Source organism: Aeromonas sp. s2, from assembly GCF_040907935.1.
Lineage (GTDB): Bacteria > Pseudomonadota > Gammaproteobacteria > Enterobacterales > Aeromonadaceae > Aeromonas > Aeromonas dhakensis.
Window position 1 is genome coordinate 442155 of the sequence record NZ_JBFOCR010000005.1, and the last position, 17484, is coordinate 459638.

Annotated in this window: 15 protein-coding genes; 8 read left to right on the plus strand and 7 right to left on the minus strand. The window is 64.4% G+C overall.

All coding sequences use genetic code 11. From position 1 onward, the window contains the following. The 4 genes from AB5Y81_RS03430 (at nt 1) to xseA (ending at nt 3715) form a co-directional block, all read left to right on the plus strand. The gene (locus tag AB5Y81_RS03430; protein WP_279484260.1) at nt 1-756 is read left to right on the plus strand and encodes a MotA/TolQ/ExbB proton channel family protein; all 756 of its coding nucleotides are present in this window, start codon (nt 1-3) and stop codon (nt 754-756) included. Next, on the plus strand, nt 756-1175 hold the full coding sequence (locus AB5Y81_RS03435; protein WP_042065041.1) for a biopolymer transporter ExbD: 420 nt from the start codon (nt 756-758) through the stop codon (nt 1173-1175). The genes AB5Y81_RS03430 and AB5Y81_RS03435 overlap by 1 nt, the downstream gene beginning before the upstream one ends. Nucleotides 1176-1313: 138 nt before the next feature. Beyond that, the gene (locus tag AB5Y81_RS03440) at nt 1314-2243 is read left to right on the plus strand and encodes a DMT family transporter (protein WP_279484259.1); all 930 of its coding nucleotides are present in this window, start codon (nt 1314-1316) and stop codon (nt 2241-2243) included. 107 nt (nt 2244-2350) lie between these two features. Beyond that, a complete protein-coding gene (gene xseA / locus AB5Y81_RS03445) occupies nt 2351-3715 on the plus strand; it encodes an exodeoxyribonuclease VII large subunit (RefSeq protein ID WP_117403380.1) in 1365 nt (454 codons plus the stop codon). 85 nt (nt 3716-3800) lie between these two features. Here xseA and hutW read toward each other — a convergent pair whose 3' ends face one another. Beyond that, nucleotides 3801-5171 (minus strand): heme anaerobic degradation radical SAM methyltransferase ChuW/HutW, encoded by a 1371-nt coding sequence (gene hutW, locus AB5Y81_RS03450; RefSeq protein WP_279484258.1) that lies wholly within the window; start codon nt 5169-5171, stop codon nt 3801-3803. Between the two features lie 260 nt (nt 5172-5431). On the opposite strand from hutW, the gene AB5Y81_RS03455 reads away from it, so the two are divergent. Beyond that, nucleotides 5432-7027, plus strand: coding sequence for a methyl-accepting chemotaxis protein (locus AB5Y81_RS03455; protein ID WP_010633772.1), 1596 nt, complete (start codon nt 5432-5434; stop codon nt 7025-7027). Nucleotides 7028-7133: 106 nt separating this feature from the next. On the opposite strand, the gene aroG is transcribed toward AB5Y81_RS03455, so the two are convergent. The 5 genes from aroG to AB5Y81_RS03480 form a co-directional block, all read right to left on the minus strand. Beyond that, the gene (gene aroG / locus AB5Y81_RS03460) at nt 7134-8189 is read right to left on the minus strand and encodes a 3-deoxy-7-phosphoheptulonate synthase AroG (RefSeq protein ID WP_279484257.1); all 1056 of its coding nucleotides are present in this window, start codon (nt 8187-8189) and stop codon (nt 7134-7136) included. 213 nt (nt 8190-8402) lie between these two features. Then, complete coding sequence (aroA, locus tag AB5Y81_RS03465) at nt 8403-9686, minus strand: 3-phosphoshikimate 1-carboxyvinyltransferase (protein WP_010633771.1); 1284 nt, start codon at nt 9684-9686, stop codon at nt 8403-8405. Nucleotides 9687-9857: 171 nt separating this feature from the next. Further along, the gene (gene serC / locus AB5Y81_RS03470) at nt 9858-10946 is read right to left on the minus strand and encodes a 3-phosphoserine/phosphohydroxythreonine transaminase (RefSeq protein ID WP_017779633.1); all 1089 of its coding nucleotides are present in this window, start codon (nt 10944-10946) and stop codon (nt 9858-9860) included. 224 nt (nt 10947-11170) lie between these two features. Further along, nucleotides 11171-12097: an electron transfer flavoprotein subunit alpha/FixB family protein gene (locus AB5Y81_RS03475; protein WP_279484256.1), complete on the minus strand. Its 927-nt coding sequence runs from the start codon at nt 12095-12097 to the stop codon at nt 11171-11173. A 100-nt stretch (nt 12098-12197) separates the two neighbouring features. After that, on the minus strand, nt 12198-12947 hold the full coding sequence (locus AB5Y81_RS03480; protein ID WP_162513062.1) for an electron transfer flavoprotein subunit beta/FixA family protein: 750 nt from the start codon (nt 12945-12947) through the stop codon (nt 12198-12200). A gap of 123 nt (nt 12948-13070) precedes the next feature. On the opposite strand from AB5Y81_RS03480, the gene AB5Y81_RS03485 reads away from it, so the two are divergent. From AB5Y81_RS03485 to AB5Y81_RS03495, 3 genes are all read left to right on the plus strand, one after another. Beyond that, a complete protein-coding gene (locus tag AB5Y81_RS03485; protein ID WP_279484255.1) occupies nt 13071-14714 on the plus strand; it encodes an electron transfer flavoprotein-ubiquinone oxidoreductase in 1644 nt (547 codons plus the stop codon). 413 nt (nt 14715-15127) lie between these two features. Next, nucleotides 15128-16075 (plus strand): magnesium/cobalt transporter CorA, encoded by a 948-nt coding sequence (gene corA / locus AB5Y81_RS03490; protein ID WP_005301617.1) that lies wholly within the window; start codon nt 15128-15130, stop codon nt 16073-16075. A 142-nt stretch (nt 16076-16217) separates the two neighbouring features. Next, nucleotides 16218-16679, plus strand: a complete 462-nt coding sequence (locus tag AB5Y81_RS03495) for a DUF2919 domain-containing protein (protein WP_024941953.1) — start codon at nt 16218-16220, stop codon at nt 16677-16679. Between the two features lie 13 nt (nt 16680-16692). Here the strand turns inward: AB5Y81_RS03495 and AB5Y81_RS03500 are convergent, their stop codons facing one another. Continuing rightward, nucleotides 16693-17445 carry a hypothetical protein gene (locus AB5Y81_RS03500; protein WP_024941952.1) on the minus strand — a complete coding sequence of 251 codons (753 nt, stop codon included), beginning with the start codon at nt 17443-17445 and terminating at the stop codon, nt 16693-16695. Nucleotides 17446-17484: the final 39 nt, after the last annotated feature.

Below are 17484 nucleotides of genomic sequence, written 5' to 3' on the forward strand. Positions count from 1 at the left end.
ATGGATCCTGAAATCGCAAGCAACGGTATGGGCATCGCCCACCTGCTCAGCCAGAACAGCGGCGTGGGGCTGATCCCCTTCATCCTGCTGGTACTGATGTCCCTTGGCACCTGCTACTACGCCCTGCTCAAGGGCTATCTCGCACAGCGGGAACTACGCCTCAACGCCCGCTTCGTTGCCGATTTCTGGCAACACGACAACGTGCAGGAGATGGAGCGCCAGCTGGCCCACCTGCCGCCGCAGGAGGCCTATGGCCGGCTGACCGGCGCAGCGCTGGCGGCCGTGGCCCAGCTGAACCGGGCCGAGGAGCGTGCGGTCAGCTGCAAGCTGGGCTCTCCGGATGAATATCTGCTGCGCGCCATGCGCCGGGCCATCACCCAGGAGCGGGTGCGGCTGGAGCAGGGGCTGGCCTTCCTCGCCTCGGTGGGCTCGGCAGCCCCCTTCATCGGGCTGTTCGGCACCGTCTGGGGCATCTACCACGCCCTGCTGGCCATCGGCGCCGCCGGTCAGAGCAGTCTGGACAAGGTTGCCGGCCCCGTGGGCGAGGCGCTGATCATGACCGGCTTCGGCCTCGCGGTCGCCCTGCCGGCCGTGCTCATCTACAACTTCTTCGTGCGGCGCAATCGCCTCAGGCTCGCGGCGCTGGAGGAGTTTGGCCACGATCTGTTCACCCTGCTGGTGACCGGCTGCGAGCAGATCGCCACCACCAAGGTCACTCCGCTGATGGAGCGGAAAGCCAGAGAGGGGCGCGGCTGATGGCATTTGGCAAACTGTCGGACGAGGGGGACGATCAACCCCTCTCCGAGATCAACATGATCCCGATGATCGACGTCATGCTGGTGCTGCTCATCGTCTTCATGATCACCGCCCCCCTGCTCACCAACGCGGTCAAGCTGGAGCTGCCAGAGGCCAGCAGCCAGCTCAACCAGCCAGACAAGCAGGACATAAACCTCGCCATCGATGGCGCCGGCAAGATCTACTGGAACGATCAGGAGGTCGATGAGACCGCCCTGCTCGCCAAGATGGAGAGCGCCGGCCAGGCCGAGGGGGAGCTGCCCGAGATCCAGCTGCGCATCGATCGCAAGGTGGAGTACGGCATCATCGCCAGGGTGATGGCCCAGGCCTCCCAGCACGGCCTGCACAAGATTGCCTTCGTGAGCCAGCCGGAGCCGTAACGCTCCCGTCACCCACACACCGGTACGCCAGGGCATGGACGCCCTGCTGCCATCCAGGCAGTTGCCAGCACAGGCACCTTGTCGGCATCATGCCGATGCAGCGTCAATATTGGCCACCATCACCGCAAGGACGACACCATGAAACCTGCCGATTATGGGCGCCTGCTTCTGCTGGCCGCCATCTGGGGCGCCAGCTTCCTGTTCATGCGCATCGCCGCCCCGGCGTTTGGCGCCGTCAACACCACCTTCCTGCGGGTACTGTTCGCCCTTATCGGGCTTGCCGTCATGCTCCTGCTGCTGCGCGCCCCCATGGGGTTTCAGGGCAAGCTCAAGTCCGCCATGCTGCTCGGCGTCATCAACTCCGCCATTCCGTTTCTGATGTACGCCATCGCCGCCCTCTGGCTGCCGGCCGGCTACTCGGCCATCCTCAACGCCACCACGCCGCTGATGGGGGCCCTCATCGGCTTTTCCTGCTTCAACGAGCACCTTGACCGGCGCAAATGGCTGGGGGTGGTATTGGGGGTGATCGGGATCAGCCTCATCACCACCACCGGTGAGGTGAGTGCCGATGGGCATCTGCTGCCCGGGGTGCTGGCCTGCCTGTTTGCCACCGCCTGCTACGGCCTCGCCGGCTTTCTCACCCGCAGCTGGATCACCCATCGCGGAGGGCTCGATGCCAAGCTGGTGGCCTTTGGCAGCCAGCTGGGTGCCAGCCTGTTCCTGCTGCCCTTTTTCGCTTACCAGCTGGCGGCCGGCCCCGCGGTCGACTGGGCCGTGCCCACCGCCTGGGCCAGCGTGCTGGCGGTCGGCGTGGTCTGCACCGCCCTCGCCTACCTGCTCTATTTTCGACTGATCGCCGATATCGGCCCGCTGCGCAGTCTCACCGTCACCTTCCTGATCCCCCCCTTCGGCATCTTGTGGGGCGCGCTGGTGCTGGGCGAGACCTTGAGCCAGGGCTTCGTACTGGGGGGCCTGGTCGTCTGCCTCTCGGTCTGGCTGGTGACCAGCCAGACCAGTGCCCCGACCGTTCAGGCCCGGGCGCAGCCTCAGGATCCGGACGCACGCTGAACCCGCCAGGGGCAGCGCCGCTCGGCGTTCGCCCCGAACTGCGTTAAGATGGCGCCATTGTTTTATGCCCCCGCCCCCAAGACGGGGCACACAGTGCAGGACCAGCCTTGAACTACCGCAACGAACCGAGTCAAAGCAGACAACAGCAGGTCTTTACCGTCACCCGCCTCAACAGCGCCGTGCGCATGATCCTGGAGCAGGATCTGGGGCTGGTGTGGCTGACCGGCGAGCTCTCCAACCTGGCGATGCCAAGCTCCGGCCACTGGTACTTCTCCCTCAAGGACATGTCGGCCCAGGTGCGCTGTGCCATGTTCAAGGGCAACAACCGGCGGGTGGCCTTCCGCCCTCAGGACGGCATGCAGGTGCTGGTGCAGGCGCGGGTCTCGCTTTATGAGCCGCGCGGCGACTACCAGCTGATCATCGAATCGATGCAGCCGGCGGGTGATGGCGTGCTGGCGCTGCGCTTTGAGGAGCTCAAGCGCCGCCTCGGCGCCGAGGGACTGTTCGACGAGGGGCGCAAGCGACCGCTGCCCCGCGAACCGCGCGCGGTGGGCCTCATCACCTCCGCCACCGGTGCTGCCCTCCATGACATGCTGACGGTGCTCAAACGCCGCGCGCCGGATCTGCCGGTGTTTATCTACCCGACCCAGGTGCAGGGCAGCGCCGCCATCGGCCAGATCGTCTCTGCCATTGCCCTGGCCAACCGCCGCGCCGAGGTGGATGTGCTGATCGTCGGACGCGGCGGCGGGTCGCTGGAAGATCTCTGGTGCTTCAACGAAGAGGCGGTGGCGCGCGCCATCGCCCACTCCGCCATCCCGGTGGTGAGCGCGGTGGGCCACGAGGTGGACGTCACCATCAGCGACTTTGCCGCCGACCTGCGCGCCCCGACCCCGTCGGCGGCGGCCGAGCTGGTGGCGCCGGATCAGAGCGCTCGCGCCCAGCGCCTCGCCCATCTCAAGCAGCAACTGCTGCAGGCGATGAACCGCCAGCAGACCGCCGCCCGCCACGATTTCATCCTGCTGCAAAAGCGGCTCGACCATCAGGATCCGAAGCGGCGGCTGGAGCAGCAATCCCAGCGCCTCGACGAGCTCTCCGCCCGTTTGCAGCAGCTGATGAACCACAGACTGCATCAGGGGGAGCGGCGCCTTGCCAATCTGGAGTTGCGCCTGCAGGGCAAGAGCCCGGAGCGCTTGCTGGCCGCCGGCAAGCGTCGCCACCAGCTGGCCGAGGAGCGCCTCCATGCCCTCATCGCCAAGCGCCAAGACCTTGCTAGCCACCGCCTCGCCATGCTCAGCGCCCGCCTCGACGGGGTGAGCCCGCTCGCCACCCTGGGCCGCGGCTACTCCATCACCCGCACCCAAAGCGGTGAGGTGATAAGCCGCGCCGCCCAGGTCGATGCCGGCCAGACGCTGGTCACCCAGCTTGCAGAGGGGCAGTTGCGGGTGCGGGTGGAAGAGGTCCACCAGCCATAACGCACAAGGGGGCACATCAGGTGCCCCCTTGTTTATCATCTCTCTTTGCCCGGCCCTCTTGGCCAGTGCACTCACACCAGCACACTCACACCAGCGAATGGCGTACCGCCTGCGCCGGATCGGCAGGCGCCGTACCCGACCCCGCCAGCGGGTTGAGCTGCAAGTATTCAAACAGCCCGACCTGCAGATTGACGTTCCAGAAGCGCCCCGCCAGAGTGAGCTCGAGCCGCACCTCGCTCAGCGTCGCCAGCCCGTGCTGCTGCCAGGCCTCGAACAAGGGTTGCAGATGTACCCGCAGCGGCGTCGGCAGGCGGGCCAGCGCCAGCCAGCCGCTGTCGAGCGCGCCGCGCAGCAGACCATCGAGGCGGCCATTGGGATTGCGCCCCATCACCATGCCGGGGGCCCGCTGATCCGCCGCCAGCGCCTCGTGCCAGAGCGCCAGATCCCGGCCATACATGAGGCCGTGCCCATGCACGTTGCCGCCAGCCCCGGCCCCGAAGGGGAGGATCTCGGCGCCGCGCTTGGCCATCTGGTTGTAGCGGCTCTGCTCGGCCTCGCAGCGCCGCCAGTGGCTGCAGGAGAGCCGCTGCCAACCCCCCTGCTCCAGCGTCTGGGCGCCATAGGCATACATGGCGGCCCGCTGCTGGCCGTCGGCGGCCCAGCCGAGTTTGCCCTTCGCCTCGGCACGGGCCAGATGGGTGCCGGCCATGGCGATGAGCTGATAGAGATCCACTCCGTGCACCCCGCTCACCATCACATCCGCGATGTCCTGACGCCACACCGCATCGTCCTGGCCTGGCAGGCCGAAGATGAGATCGGCCACGATCACCGCATCATCGTGACGGGTCAACTCCCCCAGCCGGGTCAGCAGGGTCTCCCGGTCGTCGAAGCGGGCCGCCGCCTGGCGCACCTCGGTATCAAAGCTCTGCACCCCGAACGAGAAGCGGTTGAAGCCGCCCGCCAGCGCACTGCGCCACTTGGCATCGTCAAAACCGTTGAGGCGCCCCTCCAGGGTCACCTCCGCATCCGGGGTCAGGGGAAAACGACGGATGGCGGCGGCCAGCATCGCCAGCTCGTCGGCGCTCATGTCCGTCGGCGTGCCGCCCCCCACATAGACGGCCGAGAAGGGGCGGCTCTGGGTGAAGGGTGTCTCGGCGGCCCGGGCAAGCGCGCCGCAGAGCGCGTTGACATAGCGGGTGATGCGGGCCGGGTTGGCGCCATTTTCAAAGAAATTGCAGAAGCTGCAGCGCTTGCGGCAAAACGGGATGTGGATATAGAGCGCCCGCTCGTCCGCCTCGCTCTCGCGGCGCCACCAGGCTTGCCAGTCGGCATGGTCGAGGGTGAGCGGACGCATGCCGCCACGACTGGCGTGGGCCGAGGTCTTGGCGCCAAAGGCGAACTTGAGGGGATCCGGGGTGGCAAGACCTGTCATGGTCGGGGTCAGCAGTGGTGTCATCGCAGGCAGGCTATCGAGTGAAATAATGCAAATGATAACCACTATCAATAAGTGCCAAGTTTGTGCTGGATCAACTCAATGACGAACAACCCTCGTTTGCTACGCACCATTAACCTCCATCATGGATCCAGTTAACAGTTAATTTACTCAAGATGAGGTAGGGTGAGCCGATAGAGAACCATCTCCCCCGTTCTGATGAGCAAACGGGGGAGAGTCATCAACCATTGACGATCGCTCACCTGCGCATGGACCTGCCAACGATGCAAAATCTGTCTCTGAACTGGAAAATCTTTCTCCCCCTCGCCCTGGTCATCGGCTGCACCTTCGCCCTCAGCTTCGAGCTTTCCGCCTGGCTGCAACGGGATCTCGCCATCCGGCTGGCGGGTGAAAAGGTGGAGAGCGCCGCCAACACCTACATGGATCAGCTCAACGTGCTGATGATGACGGGGGCCATCGCTAATCGCCAGATCGTGCAGACCAAGCTCAAGAGCGAGGCCGGCATCGTCGAGGCCCGCCTGATCCGCGCCCCGGCGGTCACCAGCCTGTTCGGCCCAGGCCACCCGGATCAGCAGATTGAAGACAAGCTGGACGAGCGCGCCATCCAGCAGGGGGAGACCATTCTCGAGCAGCAGGGCAACCAGCTCACCCTGATCAAGCCCTTCAAGGCCTACAAGGAGTACCGCGGTACCCAGTGCACCACCTGCCACCAGGTGGCGGAAGGCACCGTCATGGGGGCGGTGCGCATCAGTTACGATCTCAGCCACACCTTTGGCGAGATCCATCGCAACAACCTGATCCTGAGCGGCAGCCTGGTAGCGGTGTTTGGGCTGGGCTTCGGCCTGCTGGGCTGGGTGCTGCAGCGCTACATCAAGCGGCCGGTACGCCACCTGCAACTGGCCATGACCCGCATGGCCAAGGAGCGGGATCTCTCCCTCCCCCTGGAAAACCCCAACCGGGATGAGCTGGGCGAGATGACCCGTGCCGTCAGCGCCATGGTGCAGGGTTTTCGCCACAGCCTGCAGGAGGTGGAAAGCGCCACCCACCAGCTCTATCAGGAGTCCAACCAGATCCGCCAGGTGGCGACCCAGACCGAAGGCTCGGCCCGTCAGCAGGAGAGCATGACGGTACAGGTGGCCGCCGCCGTCAGCGAGCTGGCCGCCAGCTCTCACGAGGTGCGCGAACACGCCCGCAAGAGCGCCGAACTCTCCGCCCTCACCAACCAGGATGCGGCCAACACCAGTCGCCTCGCCCAGCACTCCATCAACGACATGGGCGAGATGTCGGCTGAGATCGAGCGGGTCGACAAGGTGATCCAGCAGCTCGACAACCGCTGCCTGGCGGTCGACGGGGTGCTGGAGGTGATCAAGGGGATCGCGGATCAGACCAACCTGCTGGCTCTTAACGCCGCCATCGAGGCGGCCCGGGCCGGCGAGCAGGGCCGCGGCTTTGCGGTGGTGGCCGACGAGGTGCGCGCCCTCTCCAACCGCAGCCGCGCCGCCAGCGAGGAGATCTCCCAGATGATCGCCGCCCTGCAGAACGAGGCCCAGAGCGCGGTATCGGTGATCGGGGATGCTAAGGCCAAGGCGGACGAGAGCATCCACAAGACGGAAGCGACCCTGGCCGCCATGCAGAACATCATCGGCCGCATCAGCAGCATCAACGATCTCAATGCCCAGATGGCTCAGTCCGCCGAGGAGCAGGACAGGGTCTGCAGCGAGGTGGACGGCTCGGTGAGCGACATTCGCAACACCTCCAACGACACCCTGGGCCAGGCTCACGCCGCCAATCTCGCCAGCGTCCAGCTGGTGGAGCAGTGCCGCAAGCTCGAGCAGCTGCTCAAGACCTACCGCTGGTGATCATGCCTGCCGCCCGCGGCGGCCAATAAAAAAGCGCGACCCAGGGTCGCGCTTTTGTTTTGTGTGTCGTAGCTCAGGCGCGCCACGTGGCGCAGCCTGCCCGAAATTAGCCTGCGTTGCGGGTGGCCACCGCATCGGCCAGATTGCGCAGCAGGGTCTCGGTGTCGGCCCAGCCGATGCAGGCATCTGTGATGCTCTGACCGAAGGTGAGTTCGCACCCTTCCACCAGATCCTGACGACCCTCCACCAGGTGGCTCTCCACCATGACGCCGAACACAGCCCGGCTGCCGGCACGCAGCTGACCGGCCACGTCCTCGGCCACCAGCATCTGGTTCTTGAACTGCTTGCTGCTGTTGGCGTGGCTGAAGTCGATCATCACCTTCTGCGGCAGACCGGCCTTGTCCAGCCCCTTCACCACTTCGTCCACATGGGCGGCGCTGTAGTTCGGCTCACGGCCGCCGCGCAGGATGATGTGACAGTCCGGGTTGCCCCGGGTCGCGACGATGGCGGAGTGGCCGTACTTGGTCACCGACAGGAAGTGGTGCGGCGCACTGGCAGCGCCGATGGCATCGATGGCCACCTTGATGGTGCCGTCGGTGCCGTTCTTGAAGCCCACCGGGCAGGAGAGACCGGAGGCCAGCTCGCGGTGCACCTGGGATTCGGTGGTGCGGGCCCCGATGGCGCCCCAGCTCATCAGATCCGCCACGTATTGCGGGGTGATCATGTCGAGGAACTCGGAGGCGGTCGGCAGCCCCATGTCGTTGAGATCCAACAGCAGCTTGCGACCGATGCGCAGGCCGTCGTTGATCTGGCAGCTGTTGTCGAGGTAAGGGTCGTTGATCAGCCCCTTCCAGCCCACCGTGGTGCGCGGCTTCTCGAAATAGACCCGCATCACTATCTCCAGCTGGCCCTTGAGTTCGTCACGCAGCACCTTGAGGCGCTTGCCGTACTCCAGCGCGGCAGCCGGGTCGTGAATGGAACAGGGGCCGATCACCACCAGCAGGCGCTGATCTTCACCGGCCAGGATCTGATGGATGGCCTGACGGGATTCAAAGACGGTATTGGATGCGACCTCGGTGGCCGGAAACTTCTCAAGCACCGCAACCGGGGGTAATAACTCTTTGATTTCACTAATACGAACGTCGTCGGTTTGATGCTGCATGATAAGGCTTCCTGCTAGATGACTGCGATAAAGAAACTTCAATCTAGCCCGCACAAGCAGCAGTGTAAATAGAAAATTACATTATCTCATAAGGAATTTTCTTAACCTACCTTGCAAGTTTGAATAATGCTGCTAGGCGAGGATGAAAAGAGGGGAACAGCAGGCCGGGGCAGCCCAAAGAAACAGGCCCGCTGCGAGGCGGGCCTGGTTGACTCATGCACGCTGGCTGATGCTGGCCAGCTTGTCGAAGTAGTCCGGGAAGGTCTTGGAGGTACAACCCGGATCATTGATGGTGACAGCAGTATCGGACAGCGCCACCAGCGAGAAGCACATGGCGATGCGGTGGTCGTTGTAGGTATCGATGGCCGCATGCTTGAGTTGGGCTGGCGGGGTGACGGTGATGAAGTCACGCCCCTCCTCCACCTCGACGCCCAGCTTGCGCAGCTCGGTCGCCATGGCGTGCAGGCGGTCGGTCTCCTTCACCCGCCAGTTGTAGATGTTGCGAATGGAGGTGGGCCCCTCGGCGAACAGCGCGGCCACGGCGATGGTCATGGCCGCATCGGGAATGTGGTTCATGTCCATGTCGATGCCGTGCAGCGGCGCCTGCTCGGCCTCGATGAAGTCATCGCCCCAGGTGATGCGGGCGCCCATCTTCTCCAGCACGTCGGCGAAGTGGATGTCGCCCTGAATGCTGTGCTTGCCGATGCCGGTGACCCGCACCTTGCCCTTGATGGCGCCCGCCGCGAGGAAGTAGGAGGCGCTGGAGGCATCCCCTTCCACCAGGAAGTCACCCGGGCTGACGTAGCTCTGGTTGCCCTTGATGTAGAACAGCTTGTAGTTGTCGTGCTCGATGACCACCCCGAACTGCTTCATGATGTGCAGGGTGATGTCGATGTAGGGCTTGGAGACCAGCTCCCCCTTGATGTGGATGCGGGTGTCGCCCGCCGCCATCGGCGCCGCCATCAGGAAGGCGGTCAGGAACTGGCTGGAAACGGAACCGTCGACATGGACGTCGCCGCCCCACAGCCCCTTGGCATCCACCACCAGCGGCGGATAGCCGTCTTTCTTCAGGTACTGGATATGGGCGCCCGCTTCGCGCAGGGCATCCACCAGATGGCCGATGGGGCGCTCTTCCATGCGCGGTTCCCCGCCCAGGGTGTATTCGCCGGAGCCCAGACACAGGGCGGCGCACAGCGGTCGCATGGCGGTGCCGGCGTTGCCAAGGAACAGATTGACCGGCTCCTTCACCGCGAAGCTGCGACCCAGACCGTGCACTGTGCACTCGGTCTTGTCGGCGGAGAGCTTGTACTTGACCCCGAGCTGGGTCAGCGCCGCCAGCATGTGACGAATGTCATCGCTGTCGAGCAGGTTGGTAAGCCGGGTGGTGCCACGGGCCAGGGCTGCCAGCAGCAGGGCCCGGTTGGACACGCTCTTGGAGCCGGGCAGATTGACCTCACCGGCCACACGAGAAATGGGTTCCAAACGCAACGAATTCATAGACTTCCTGTACGATCTCAAAAAATTGACCTGACCGGACGTTAGCAGCCCACGCCCTGCTCGGCAAGACTGCACGTGGCACAAAAGCGGGCCGCGGGGACGGCCGGTCCGGCATCAGGGAAAAAACAGACGCCGGGGAGTCCCCGGCGTCGGCAATCGGGGAAAAACGCCTCAGCCGTGGCGCTTGGCAAAGCCGTCCATAAAGCTGACCAGCGCCTTCACCCCTTCCAGCGGCATGGCGTTATAGAGGCTGGCGCGCATGCCGCCGACGATGCGGTGTCCCTTGAGCGCCAGCAGGCCGGCGGCTTCTGATTCGGCCAGGAACAACTTGTCCAGCTCGGCATTTTTCAGCTGGAACGGGATGTTCATCCGCGAACGGCAGCTGGCATCCACCTGGTTGCCATAGAAGCTCGACTGATCGAGATAGCCATAGAGGAAATCGGCCTTCTCCTTGTTGCGCGCTTCCATCGCCTCGAGGCCACCCTGTTCTTTCAGCCACTCGAACACCAGCCCGGCCAGATACCAGGCGTAGGTGGGCGGGGTGTTGAACATGGAATCGTTCTTGGCGGTGAGCTGGTAGTCGAAGATCGACGGCACATCGGCGCGGGCCTGGTTCAGCAGATCGTCGCGCACGATGGCGATGGCCAGCCCAGAGGGGCCAATGTTTTTCTGCGCGCCAGCATAGATGATGCCGAAGCGGCTCACGTCGATGGGACGGGAGAGGATGGTGGAGGAGAGATCCGCCACCAGCGGCACCTCGCCGGTGGCCGGGATGTCGAACATCTCGATGCCATCGATGGTTTCGTTCGGGCAGTAGTGCACATAGGCCGCATCGGCGCGAAACGCCGGGGTCGGCAGCAGGTGGGAGATCCCCTGCTCGTTCTTGGCAACACCCTGGAAGGTCTGGATATCGCCATACTTTTTGGCCTCATCCACCGCGCTCTGGGACCAGACCCCGGTCAGCAGGAAGTCGGCCTTCTTGTTGGCGCCTCCCAGCAGGTTCATGGGCACCGCGGAGAACTGGCCACGGCCGCCGCCGTGCATGAACAGCACCTTGTAGTTGTCCGGCACCGCCAGCAGCTCGCGCAGATCGGCTTCGGCCTTCTCGGCGACCGCCATGTAGGGCTTGCCGCGGTGGGAGAGCTCCATGACCGAGGCTCCCAGCCCCTGGAAATTACAAAATTCGCGCTGGGCGCGCTCCATGACTTCGACCGGCAACATGGCGGGGCCGGCGCAGAAGTTGTAAATCTGTTTGCTCATGACGCTTTCCGTGAGTGGATGAGTGTGATCGGGGACTTGTCTGGTTTTACACAAGTGCAGCCCCCGGATCAAAGGCTTTTTGGGAGCTGGCTCAACCTTTTGCCGACCCGCCGCCAGTGCTCTTGGCAGAAAAAAGCCCTGAACGGGTCAGGGCTTGCAGAGAACATGCGTGGAAACGGGTGCCTGCCGGTGCTCAATGCCCCAGGCCCCCTTTTTTCACCAGGTTACAGCTTGGCGGTGAGCTCCGGCAGCAAGGTGAAGAGATCCCCCACCAGCCCGTAGTCGGCCACCTGGAAGATCGGGGCCTCGCTGTCTTTGTTGATGGCGACGATCACCTTCGACTCCTTCATCCCCGCCAGATGCTGGATGGCGCCCGAGATGCCGACCGCGATATAGAGCTCAGGCGCCACCACCTTGCCGGTCTGACCCACCTGCAGATCGTTGGCGACAAAGCCCGCATCCACCGCCGCCCGCGACGCGCCCACCGCGCCGCCCAGCTTGTCGGCCAGCGCCTCGATCAGAGCGAACTGCGCCTTGGAGCCGAGCGCCCGCCCGCCGGAGACCACCACCCGCGCCGCCGCGAGCTCGGGTCTGGCGGAGCGCACGGCGCGCCGTTCGATGAGGCGGGTACGGCAGGCCACCTCGCTCACCGGCAACCGCTCTACCTCTGCCTGGCCGCCGCTCGCCGCCTTGGCGAAGGCGGTGGGCCGGATGGTGAGCACCTTGATGGGGGCGCTGCTCGCCACCCGGGCCACGGCGTTGCCCGCGTAGATGGGGCGCAGGAAGGTGTCGCCGCTCTCGATGCCGGTCACCTCGGAGAGCATCTCCACCCCGAGCCTGGCCGCCACCCGCGGCAGCAGATCCTTGCCCTGGGTGCTGGCGGCCATCAGGCAGTGCTGATAATCCCGCGCGATATGGGCCAGCAGCGGATCGACTCCGTCGCTCAGCCCCTCCGCCAGCATGGGGTGCTCGGCCAGCAGCACCCGGCTCACCCCCTGCAGGGCGGCGGCCTGTTCGCCCGCCTCGGTCAATCCCTGCCCCAGCAACAGCAGATGCACCTCGCCGCCCAGCTGGCCCCCTGCGGTGACCAGACGGGCCACGTTGTCGGCCAACTGGCCCTGATGATGTTCGGCAATGATCAATACTCTCATGACTGCCCCTTGCTATCGTCCGTTGATGTCCCTGCCTGTGTGCCCATCACGCCCCCGAGCCTGTCGCCGGCGAGCGGGGTTCTGTTGATTGCTGGCAGCATCAGAGTACCTTCGCTTCATGCTTGAGTTTGTCCAGCAGCTCGTCCACCGAGCTCACCATGATGCCGGCGCTGCGGGCAGCGGGAGCCATCACCCCGAGCAGCCGGGTCTGGCCGGCCGGCTCGACGCCGAGGTCGGCAAAGGGCGCGCTCTCAAGCGGCTTGCGCTTGGCCTTCATGATGTTGGGGAGCGAGGCAAAGCGCGGCTCGTTGAGGCGCAGATCCACGGTCACCACCGCCGGCAGCGCCATGCCGAGGGTCTCGAGGCCGCCGTCAATCTCGCGGGTCACCTGCAATTCCCCCTCCACCAGCTTGATGGCGGAGGCGAAAGTGGCGAGCGGCCAGTCATTGAGGGCGGCGAGCATCTGGCCCACCTGGTTGTTGTCGGAATCGATGGACTGCTTGCCGAGCAGCACCAGATCGGGCTTTTCCTGCTCGCATACCTGTTGCAGGGCGCGCGCCACAGTAAGCGGGGTCAGGGTCTCGCCGGTCACGTAATGACGGGCTCGATCCGCTCCCAGCGCCAGGGCGTGACGCAGCTGTTCGGCCGCCGCCTCGGGGCCGAAGGTCACCACCACCAGCTCGGATGCCACGCCGGCTTCGCGCAGCCTGACCCCCTCTTCCACCGCAATTTCACAAAACGGGTTGATCCCCATCTTGACGTTGGCCAGCTCCACGTCCGAGCCATCGCTCTTGACCCGGACCTTGACGTTGTAATCCAGCACCCGCTTGACCGCGACCAGCAGCTTCATGACGCGCATCCCTCGCTTCTGTTGAGTGAATCCATGAAAACCCTCACATTTTTTGCTTACATTTACTTTACGTTTACGTAAACTACCAGCACTACCCTAGGCCAAGTCGAGCACAGAGGCAAGATGGAACGCGAAGCAATGGAATTTGATGTCGTCATCGTCGGTGGCGGCCCGGCGGGACTCAGTGCCGCCATCGCCCTCAAGCAGCACAATGCCGAGCTGTCGGTCTGCCTGCTGGAGAAGGGAGCGGAGATCGGCGCCCATCTGCTCTCCGGCGCCCTGCTGGATCCCGTCGCCCTCAAGGAGCTGCTGCCAGAGAGCTGGCAACAGGCCCCGCTCGGGGTCGAGGTCAACGACGATCAGGTGCACCTGCTGCAAAGCGACAGCCGCGCCCTGCAACTGCCCAACTGGGCGGTGCCGCCGCGCATGCACAACGAGGGCAGCCGCATCATCAGCCTCGGCAACCTCTGTCGCTGGCTCGGTCAGCAGGCCGAGCTGCTGGGAGTCGAAATATACCCGGGTTTTACCGCAAGCGAACTCATCATGGAAGCGGGACGGGTCAAGGGTGTGATCACCGGCGATCTCGGGCTGGATCGGGCGGGCAATCCGAAAGCGGATCACGTGCCCGGCATGGCGCTGCTCGGTCGCTACACCCTGTTTGCCGAAGGGGCCCGTGGCCATCTCGGCAAGCAGCTGATCGCCGACTTTCATCTGGAAAACGCCGCCCAGCCGCAGCACTACGCCATCGGCTTCAAGGAGCTGTGGCAGCTCCCCCCCGGCCAGGGCAAAGCGGGCCAAGTGCTGCACGGCAGCGGCTGGCCGCTCTCTGAGGGGAAGGAAGACAAGAGCCAGGGCGGCTTCTATCTCTATCATCTGGAGCAAGATCAGGTGGCGGTCGGGCTGATTGTCGATCTCAACTACCGCAACCCCTGGCTCAGCCCGTTTGACGAGTTTCAGCGCCTCAAGTATCACCCGCTCATCGCCGCGGCATTGCAGGGGGGCGAGCGCATCAGCTACGGCGCCCGCGCCATCGCCAAGGGGGGCTGGCACTCCCTGCCCCGCATGCACTTTCCCGGCGGCCTGCTCATCGGTTGCGATGCCGGCACCCTCGACTTCTCCCGCATCAAGGGGATCCACACCGCCATGAAGTCCGGCATGCTGGCGGCCAAGACAGTTGCTATGAGTCTGCGCGGCGGCGATGAAGGGGGCCGGGATCTGGCCGAATACGGCGATGCGCTGCAACAGAGCTGGCTGGCCCATGAGCTCAAAACGGCGCGCAACTTCGGCGCCGCCCTGCACCGCTGGGGCCCCTGGCTCGGTGGCGCTTTCAACTGGCTGGAGCAGCGGTTGTTTGCTAACTCCTCGCCGTTCACCCTGCTGGACAAGGAGCCGGACTACCGCCAACTGCGCATGGCCAGTCGCTGCCAGCCCATCGACTACCCCAAGCCGGATGGCAAGCTCAGCTTCGACAAGCTCTCGTCTGTCTATCTGGCCAACACCAGCCACGACGAGGATCAGCCCTGCCACCTCAAGCTGCAGGATGAGACGATCCCGGTGGCGGTCAACCTGCCCACCTGGGCCGAACCGGCCCAGCGCTACTGCCCGGCCGGGGTGTTCGAGATCCTGGGTTCGGAGAGCCAGCCCCGCCTGCAGATCAACGCGGCCAACTGCATCCACTGCAAGACCTGCGACATCAAGGATCCGAGCCAGAACATCGTCTGGACGCCGCCGCAGGGAGGCTCAGGCCCCAACTATCCCAATATGTAACAGGCCGGCCCATGCAGACCTGTGCAGATAACAAGGATGTGCAGCCCCAACACATCAAATAGAGGCGGTTTCCGGCGTGCAGCCGGGGGCTGTCGCAGGGCGCTCGGGAGCCCGCCATCCCGGCCGGTGAACCCAAGTCCTCCCGCCTATCGGGGGGAATAAAGGAGGCCACGCCGGGATCGCCCGTTTTGAGGTCGGCGCGGCTGCTCCGACCTCGCTGTTTTTTTGAGCGAACAGGCTGAACCTCCGATGAATAGGCCCTGACAAGCGCGGCCCGCCCCTGTATAGTTCGCCGCATTCAGGTTTTCCATCGGCCCGTTCAGCTTGTCCACGGGATCGCTTTCTACGCGCTCTAAGGCCGCATGACCTGTGCAACCATCCCTGATTACCCATGACTTCTTAAGGGGGGACAGATGATCACCGCTTACATTCTCAATAACAAGGTACTGGACATAGTCACGCTCGGGCCTGACGACATAGTGCCTGACAACACCGTCTGGCTGGATGCCTACAAGCCGGACACGGCGGAACGAGAATGGTTGACGGGCCTGTTTCTGGAAGAGGTGCCCGACAAGGAGGAGCTCGATGACATCGAAGCATCCGCCCGTTTCTACTGGGATACCGACGGTCTGCACATTCACTCCCTGTTTCCCCAGCGGATCGGCCGTGACACCAAGGGTGTCCACGTCTCCTTTACCCTGCGCAACAATTTGCTGATCAGCATCCGCGAAGATGACATCGGCTTGGTGCGCCTGCTGCGCCACTACATGCGCCAGGACCGGCTGGAGGTGGAGGACGCCCTCGACATCCTGCTGGAGGTGCAGAACCTGAAAGTCGAATACCTCTCCGATCTCATCGAAGATGGCTACAAGACGTTGGAAAACACCGCCGATCAGATCTTCGAGCCGGATCAGATCAATCCCATGCTCAAGGAGTTGATGGCCCAGGAAGAGGCCAACGGCCAGATCCGTCTCTCCCTGCACGATACCCGTCGCGCCCTGCGCTTCTTGAAACGCAGCCTGCGCCAGCGCATGACGGGCGAGCAGAACAAGTGGATCGACGAGATGCTGCACGACGTGGAGTCCCTGCTGCCCCACACCCAGTTCCTGTTCGACAAGATCAACTTCCAGCTCGAGGCCTCCATGGGGGTGACCAACCTGGAGCAGAACAAGGTGATCAAGATCTTCTCGGTAGCGGCTGTCATCTTCCTGCCGCCAACCCTTATCGCCAGCATATACGGCATGAACTTCGGTCGCATGCCGGAGCTCGCCTGGGAGTACGGCTATCCCCTCTCCCTGGTACTGATGGTGATGTCATCGCTCGGCACGGGTCTCTTCTTCAAGCGAAAAGGCTGGCTGTGACGCCGGCGGCCCGGCACCAAAAGTGATAAGCGGATTGGGGGGCCTGGCCCCCCGATTAATTCCCGTCCCTGGCTCGCCTTGCAAAGGGCTCTGCTTCGCCCCATATCCCCTTCATCCTTTGCACAGACGACCCCGGGCAACCATGACCCTCTACCCCGAACACAGATATGACGATCACGGCCAGCTGCGTCCCCCGCTCTGGTTCTGGCCCATCGCCCTCTTGCTGACCCGCTCGGTCTGGCTGTTTCTGATGGCCGGCGTCACCCGCGAGAGCGGCAGCGCCATCCTGACCCTCTTCTACCCGGACCGGCTCACCCTCTACATCAGCCTGCTGACCGACGTGCCCGCCATGCTGGCGCTGCTCGCCTGCGGCGGCACCTATCAGCAGACCCAGAGCATCCGGGCCTGGCTCAGGCGCCACAGCCCCTTGCTGCTGCTCTGCTCTGCCGTCAGCGGCCTGCTGATGCAACTGCACAGCCTCAATCTGCAGAAGTGGTCGTTCAGCTGGCCCACCGCCCTGGTGCTGGTCGCCACCCTCTGGTCACTCTGGTATCTGCTGCGTAGCCGCCAGCTGCGTGAATACGCGGTGGATCAACCCCACTGAAGGGCGAGTCGGCTCACTGGCGGGTGACCCGGATCTGCAGGGTCTGGCGATCACTCTGACTGCCACTGCCCCCCTGCAACTGGGTGCCCAGGCTGCTGCCCTGCTGCGCCGCGCTGGTGGAGAGCTCTCCCACCGTCAGCCACTGACCGGGGGCACCGCTCACCTCGGTGGCACTCTGCCCCCGGTTGATGGTGCCCTGCTCCAGCCTGGCCTGCTCGCTGCTGAGCGCTATCTGTACCCTGTCGCCAATCAGGGTGGCGGTGGCATAGAGGCCGTTCACCAGTGGCATCAGCCCCACCACCTGGCCACCGCGCCACTGATAGAAGGTGACCGGTTGATAGGTGCCCATCTGCAATAGCACGGGCCGACCCGACAGGCCGCGTACCTGCCAGCTGTCGTTCTGGCTGCGCTGATACTGCTGGGCATTGCCCTCCAGCAGCCACTGCCGCTTGGCGGCATCCCGGCCCAGCCCCACCCCGGCCTGCTGGCTACTGGAAGCGCCATCCACCCGCCACTCGATGAGCAGGCTCTGGGGCGGCTGGTTGAATTTGGCCAGCGCCGCTTCCGCCTCCTGCAGCTGGGCGGCGCTGCCGCTCAGCACCAGCTGGTTGCCCATGGCGCTCACCCCCAGCTCCGGATAGAGATCCTTGAGGGTCTGCACCGCCGCCTGGGTTTCGAATACCGGGATCACCTTCACCTCGGCCCGCAGCGGTAGGCACCAGAGCCCCCACAGCAGCCAGAGTCCAAACCCGCGCCATCTTCTCATCTTCTCCTCCCGTCCCACTCGGCAGCCCTCCGCCTCATC

Coding starts and splice junctions, on each gene's coding strand:
- hutW (WP_279484258.1), bottom strand. CDS start 5,171: ATGACACCACTGCTGACCCCGACCATGACAGGTCTTGCCACCCCGGAT.
- AB5Y81_RS03455 (WP_010633772.1), top strand. CDS start 5,432: ATGCAAAATCTGTCTCTGAACTGGAAAATCTTTCTCCCCCTCGCCCTG.
- AB5Y81_RS03475 (WP_279484256.1), bottom strand. CDS start 12,097: ATGAGAGTATTGATCATTGCCGAACATCATCAGGGCCAGTTGGCCGAC.
- aroG (WP_279484257.1), bottom strand. CDS start 8,189: ATGCAGCATCAAACCGACGACGTTCGTATTAGTGAAATCAAAGAGTTA.
- AB5Y81_RS03480 (WP_162513062.1), bottom strand. CDS start 12,947: ATGAAGCTGCTGGTCGCGGTCAAGCGGGTGCTGGATTACAACGTCAAG.
- AB5Y81_RS03440 (WP_279484259.1), top strand. CDS start 1,314: ATGAAACCTGCCGATTATGGGCGCCTGCTTCTGCTGGCCGCCATCTGG.
- aroA (WP_010633771.1), bottom strand. CDS start 9,686: ATGAATTCGTTGCGTTTGGAACCCATTTCTCGTGTGGCCGGTGAGGTC.
- AB5Y81_RS03495 (WP_024941953.1), top strand. CDS start 16,218: ATGACCCTCTACCCCGAACACAGATATGACGATCACGGCCAGCTGCGT.
- AB5Y81_RS03500 (WP_024941952.1), bottom strand. CDS start 17,445: ATGAGAAGATGGCGCGGGTTTGGACTCTGGCTGCTGTGGGGGCTCTGG.
- AB5Y81_RS03485 (WP_279484255.1), top strand. CDS start 13,071: ATGGAACGCGAAGCAATGGAATTTGATGTCGTCATCGTCGGTGGCGGC.
- serC (WP_017779633.1), bottom strand. CDS start 10,946: ATGAGCAAACAGATTTACAACTTCTGCGCCGGCCCCGCCATGTTGCCG.
- AB5Y81_RS03430 (WP_279484260.1), top strand. CDS start 1: ATGGATCCTGAAATCGCAAGCAACGGTATGGGCATCGCCCACCTGCTC.
- corA (WP_005301617.1), top strand. CDS start 15,128: ATGATCACCGCTTACATTCTCAATAACAAGGTACTGGACATAGTCACG.
- AB5Y81_RS03435 (WP_042065041.1), top strand. CDS start 756: ATGGCATTTGGCAAACTGTCGGACGAGGGGGACGATCAACCCCTCTCC.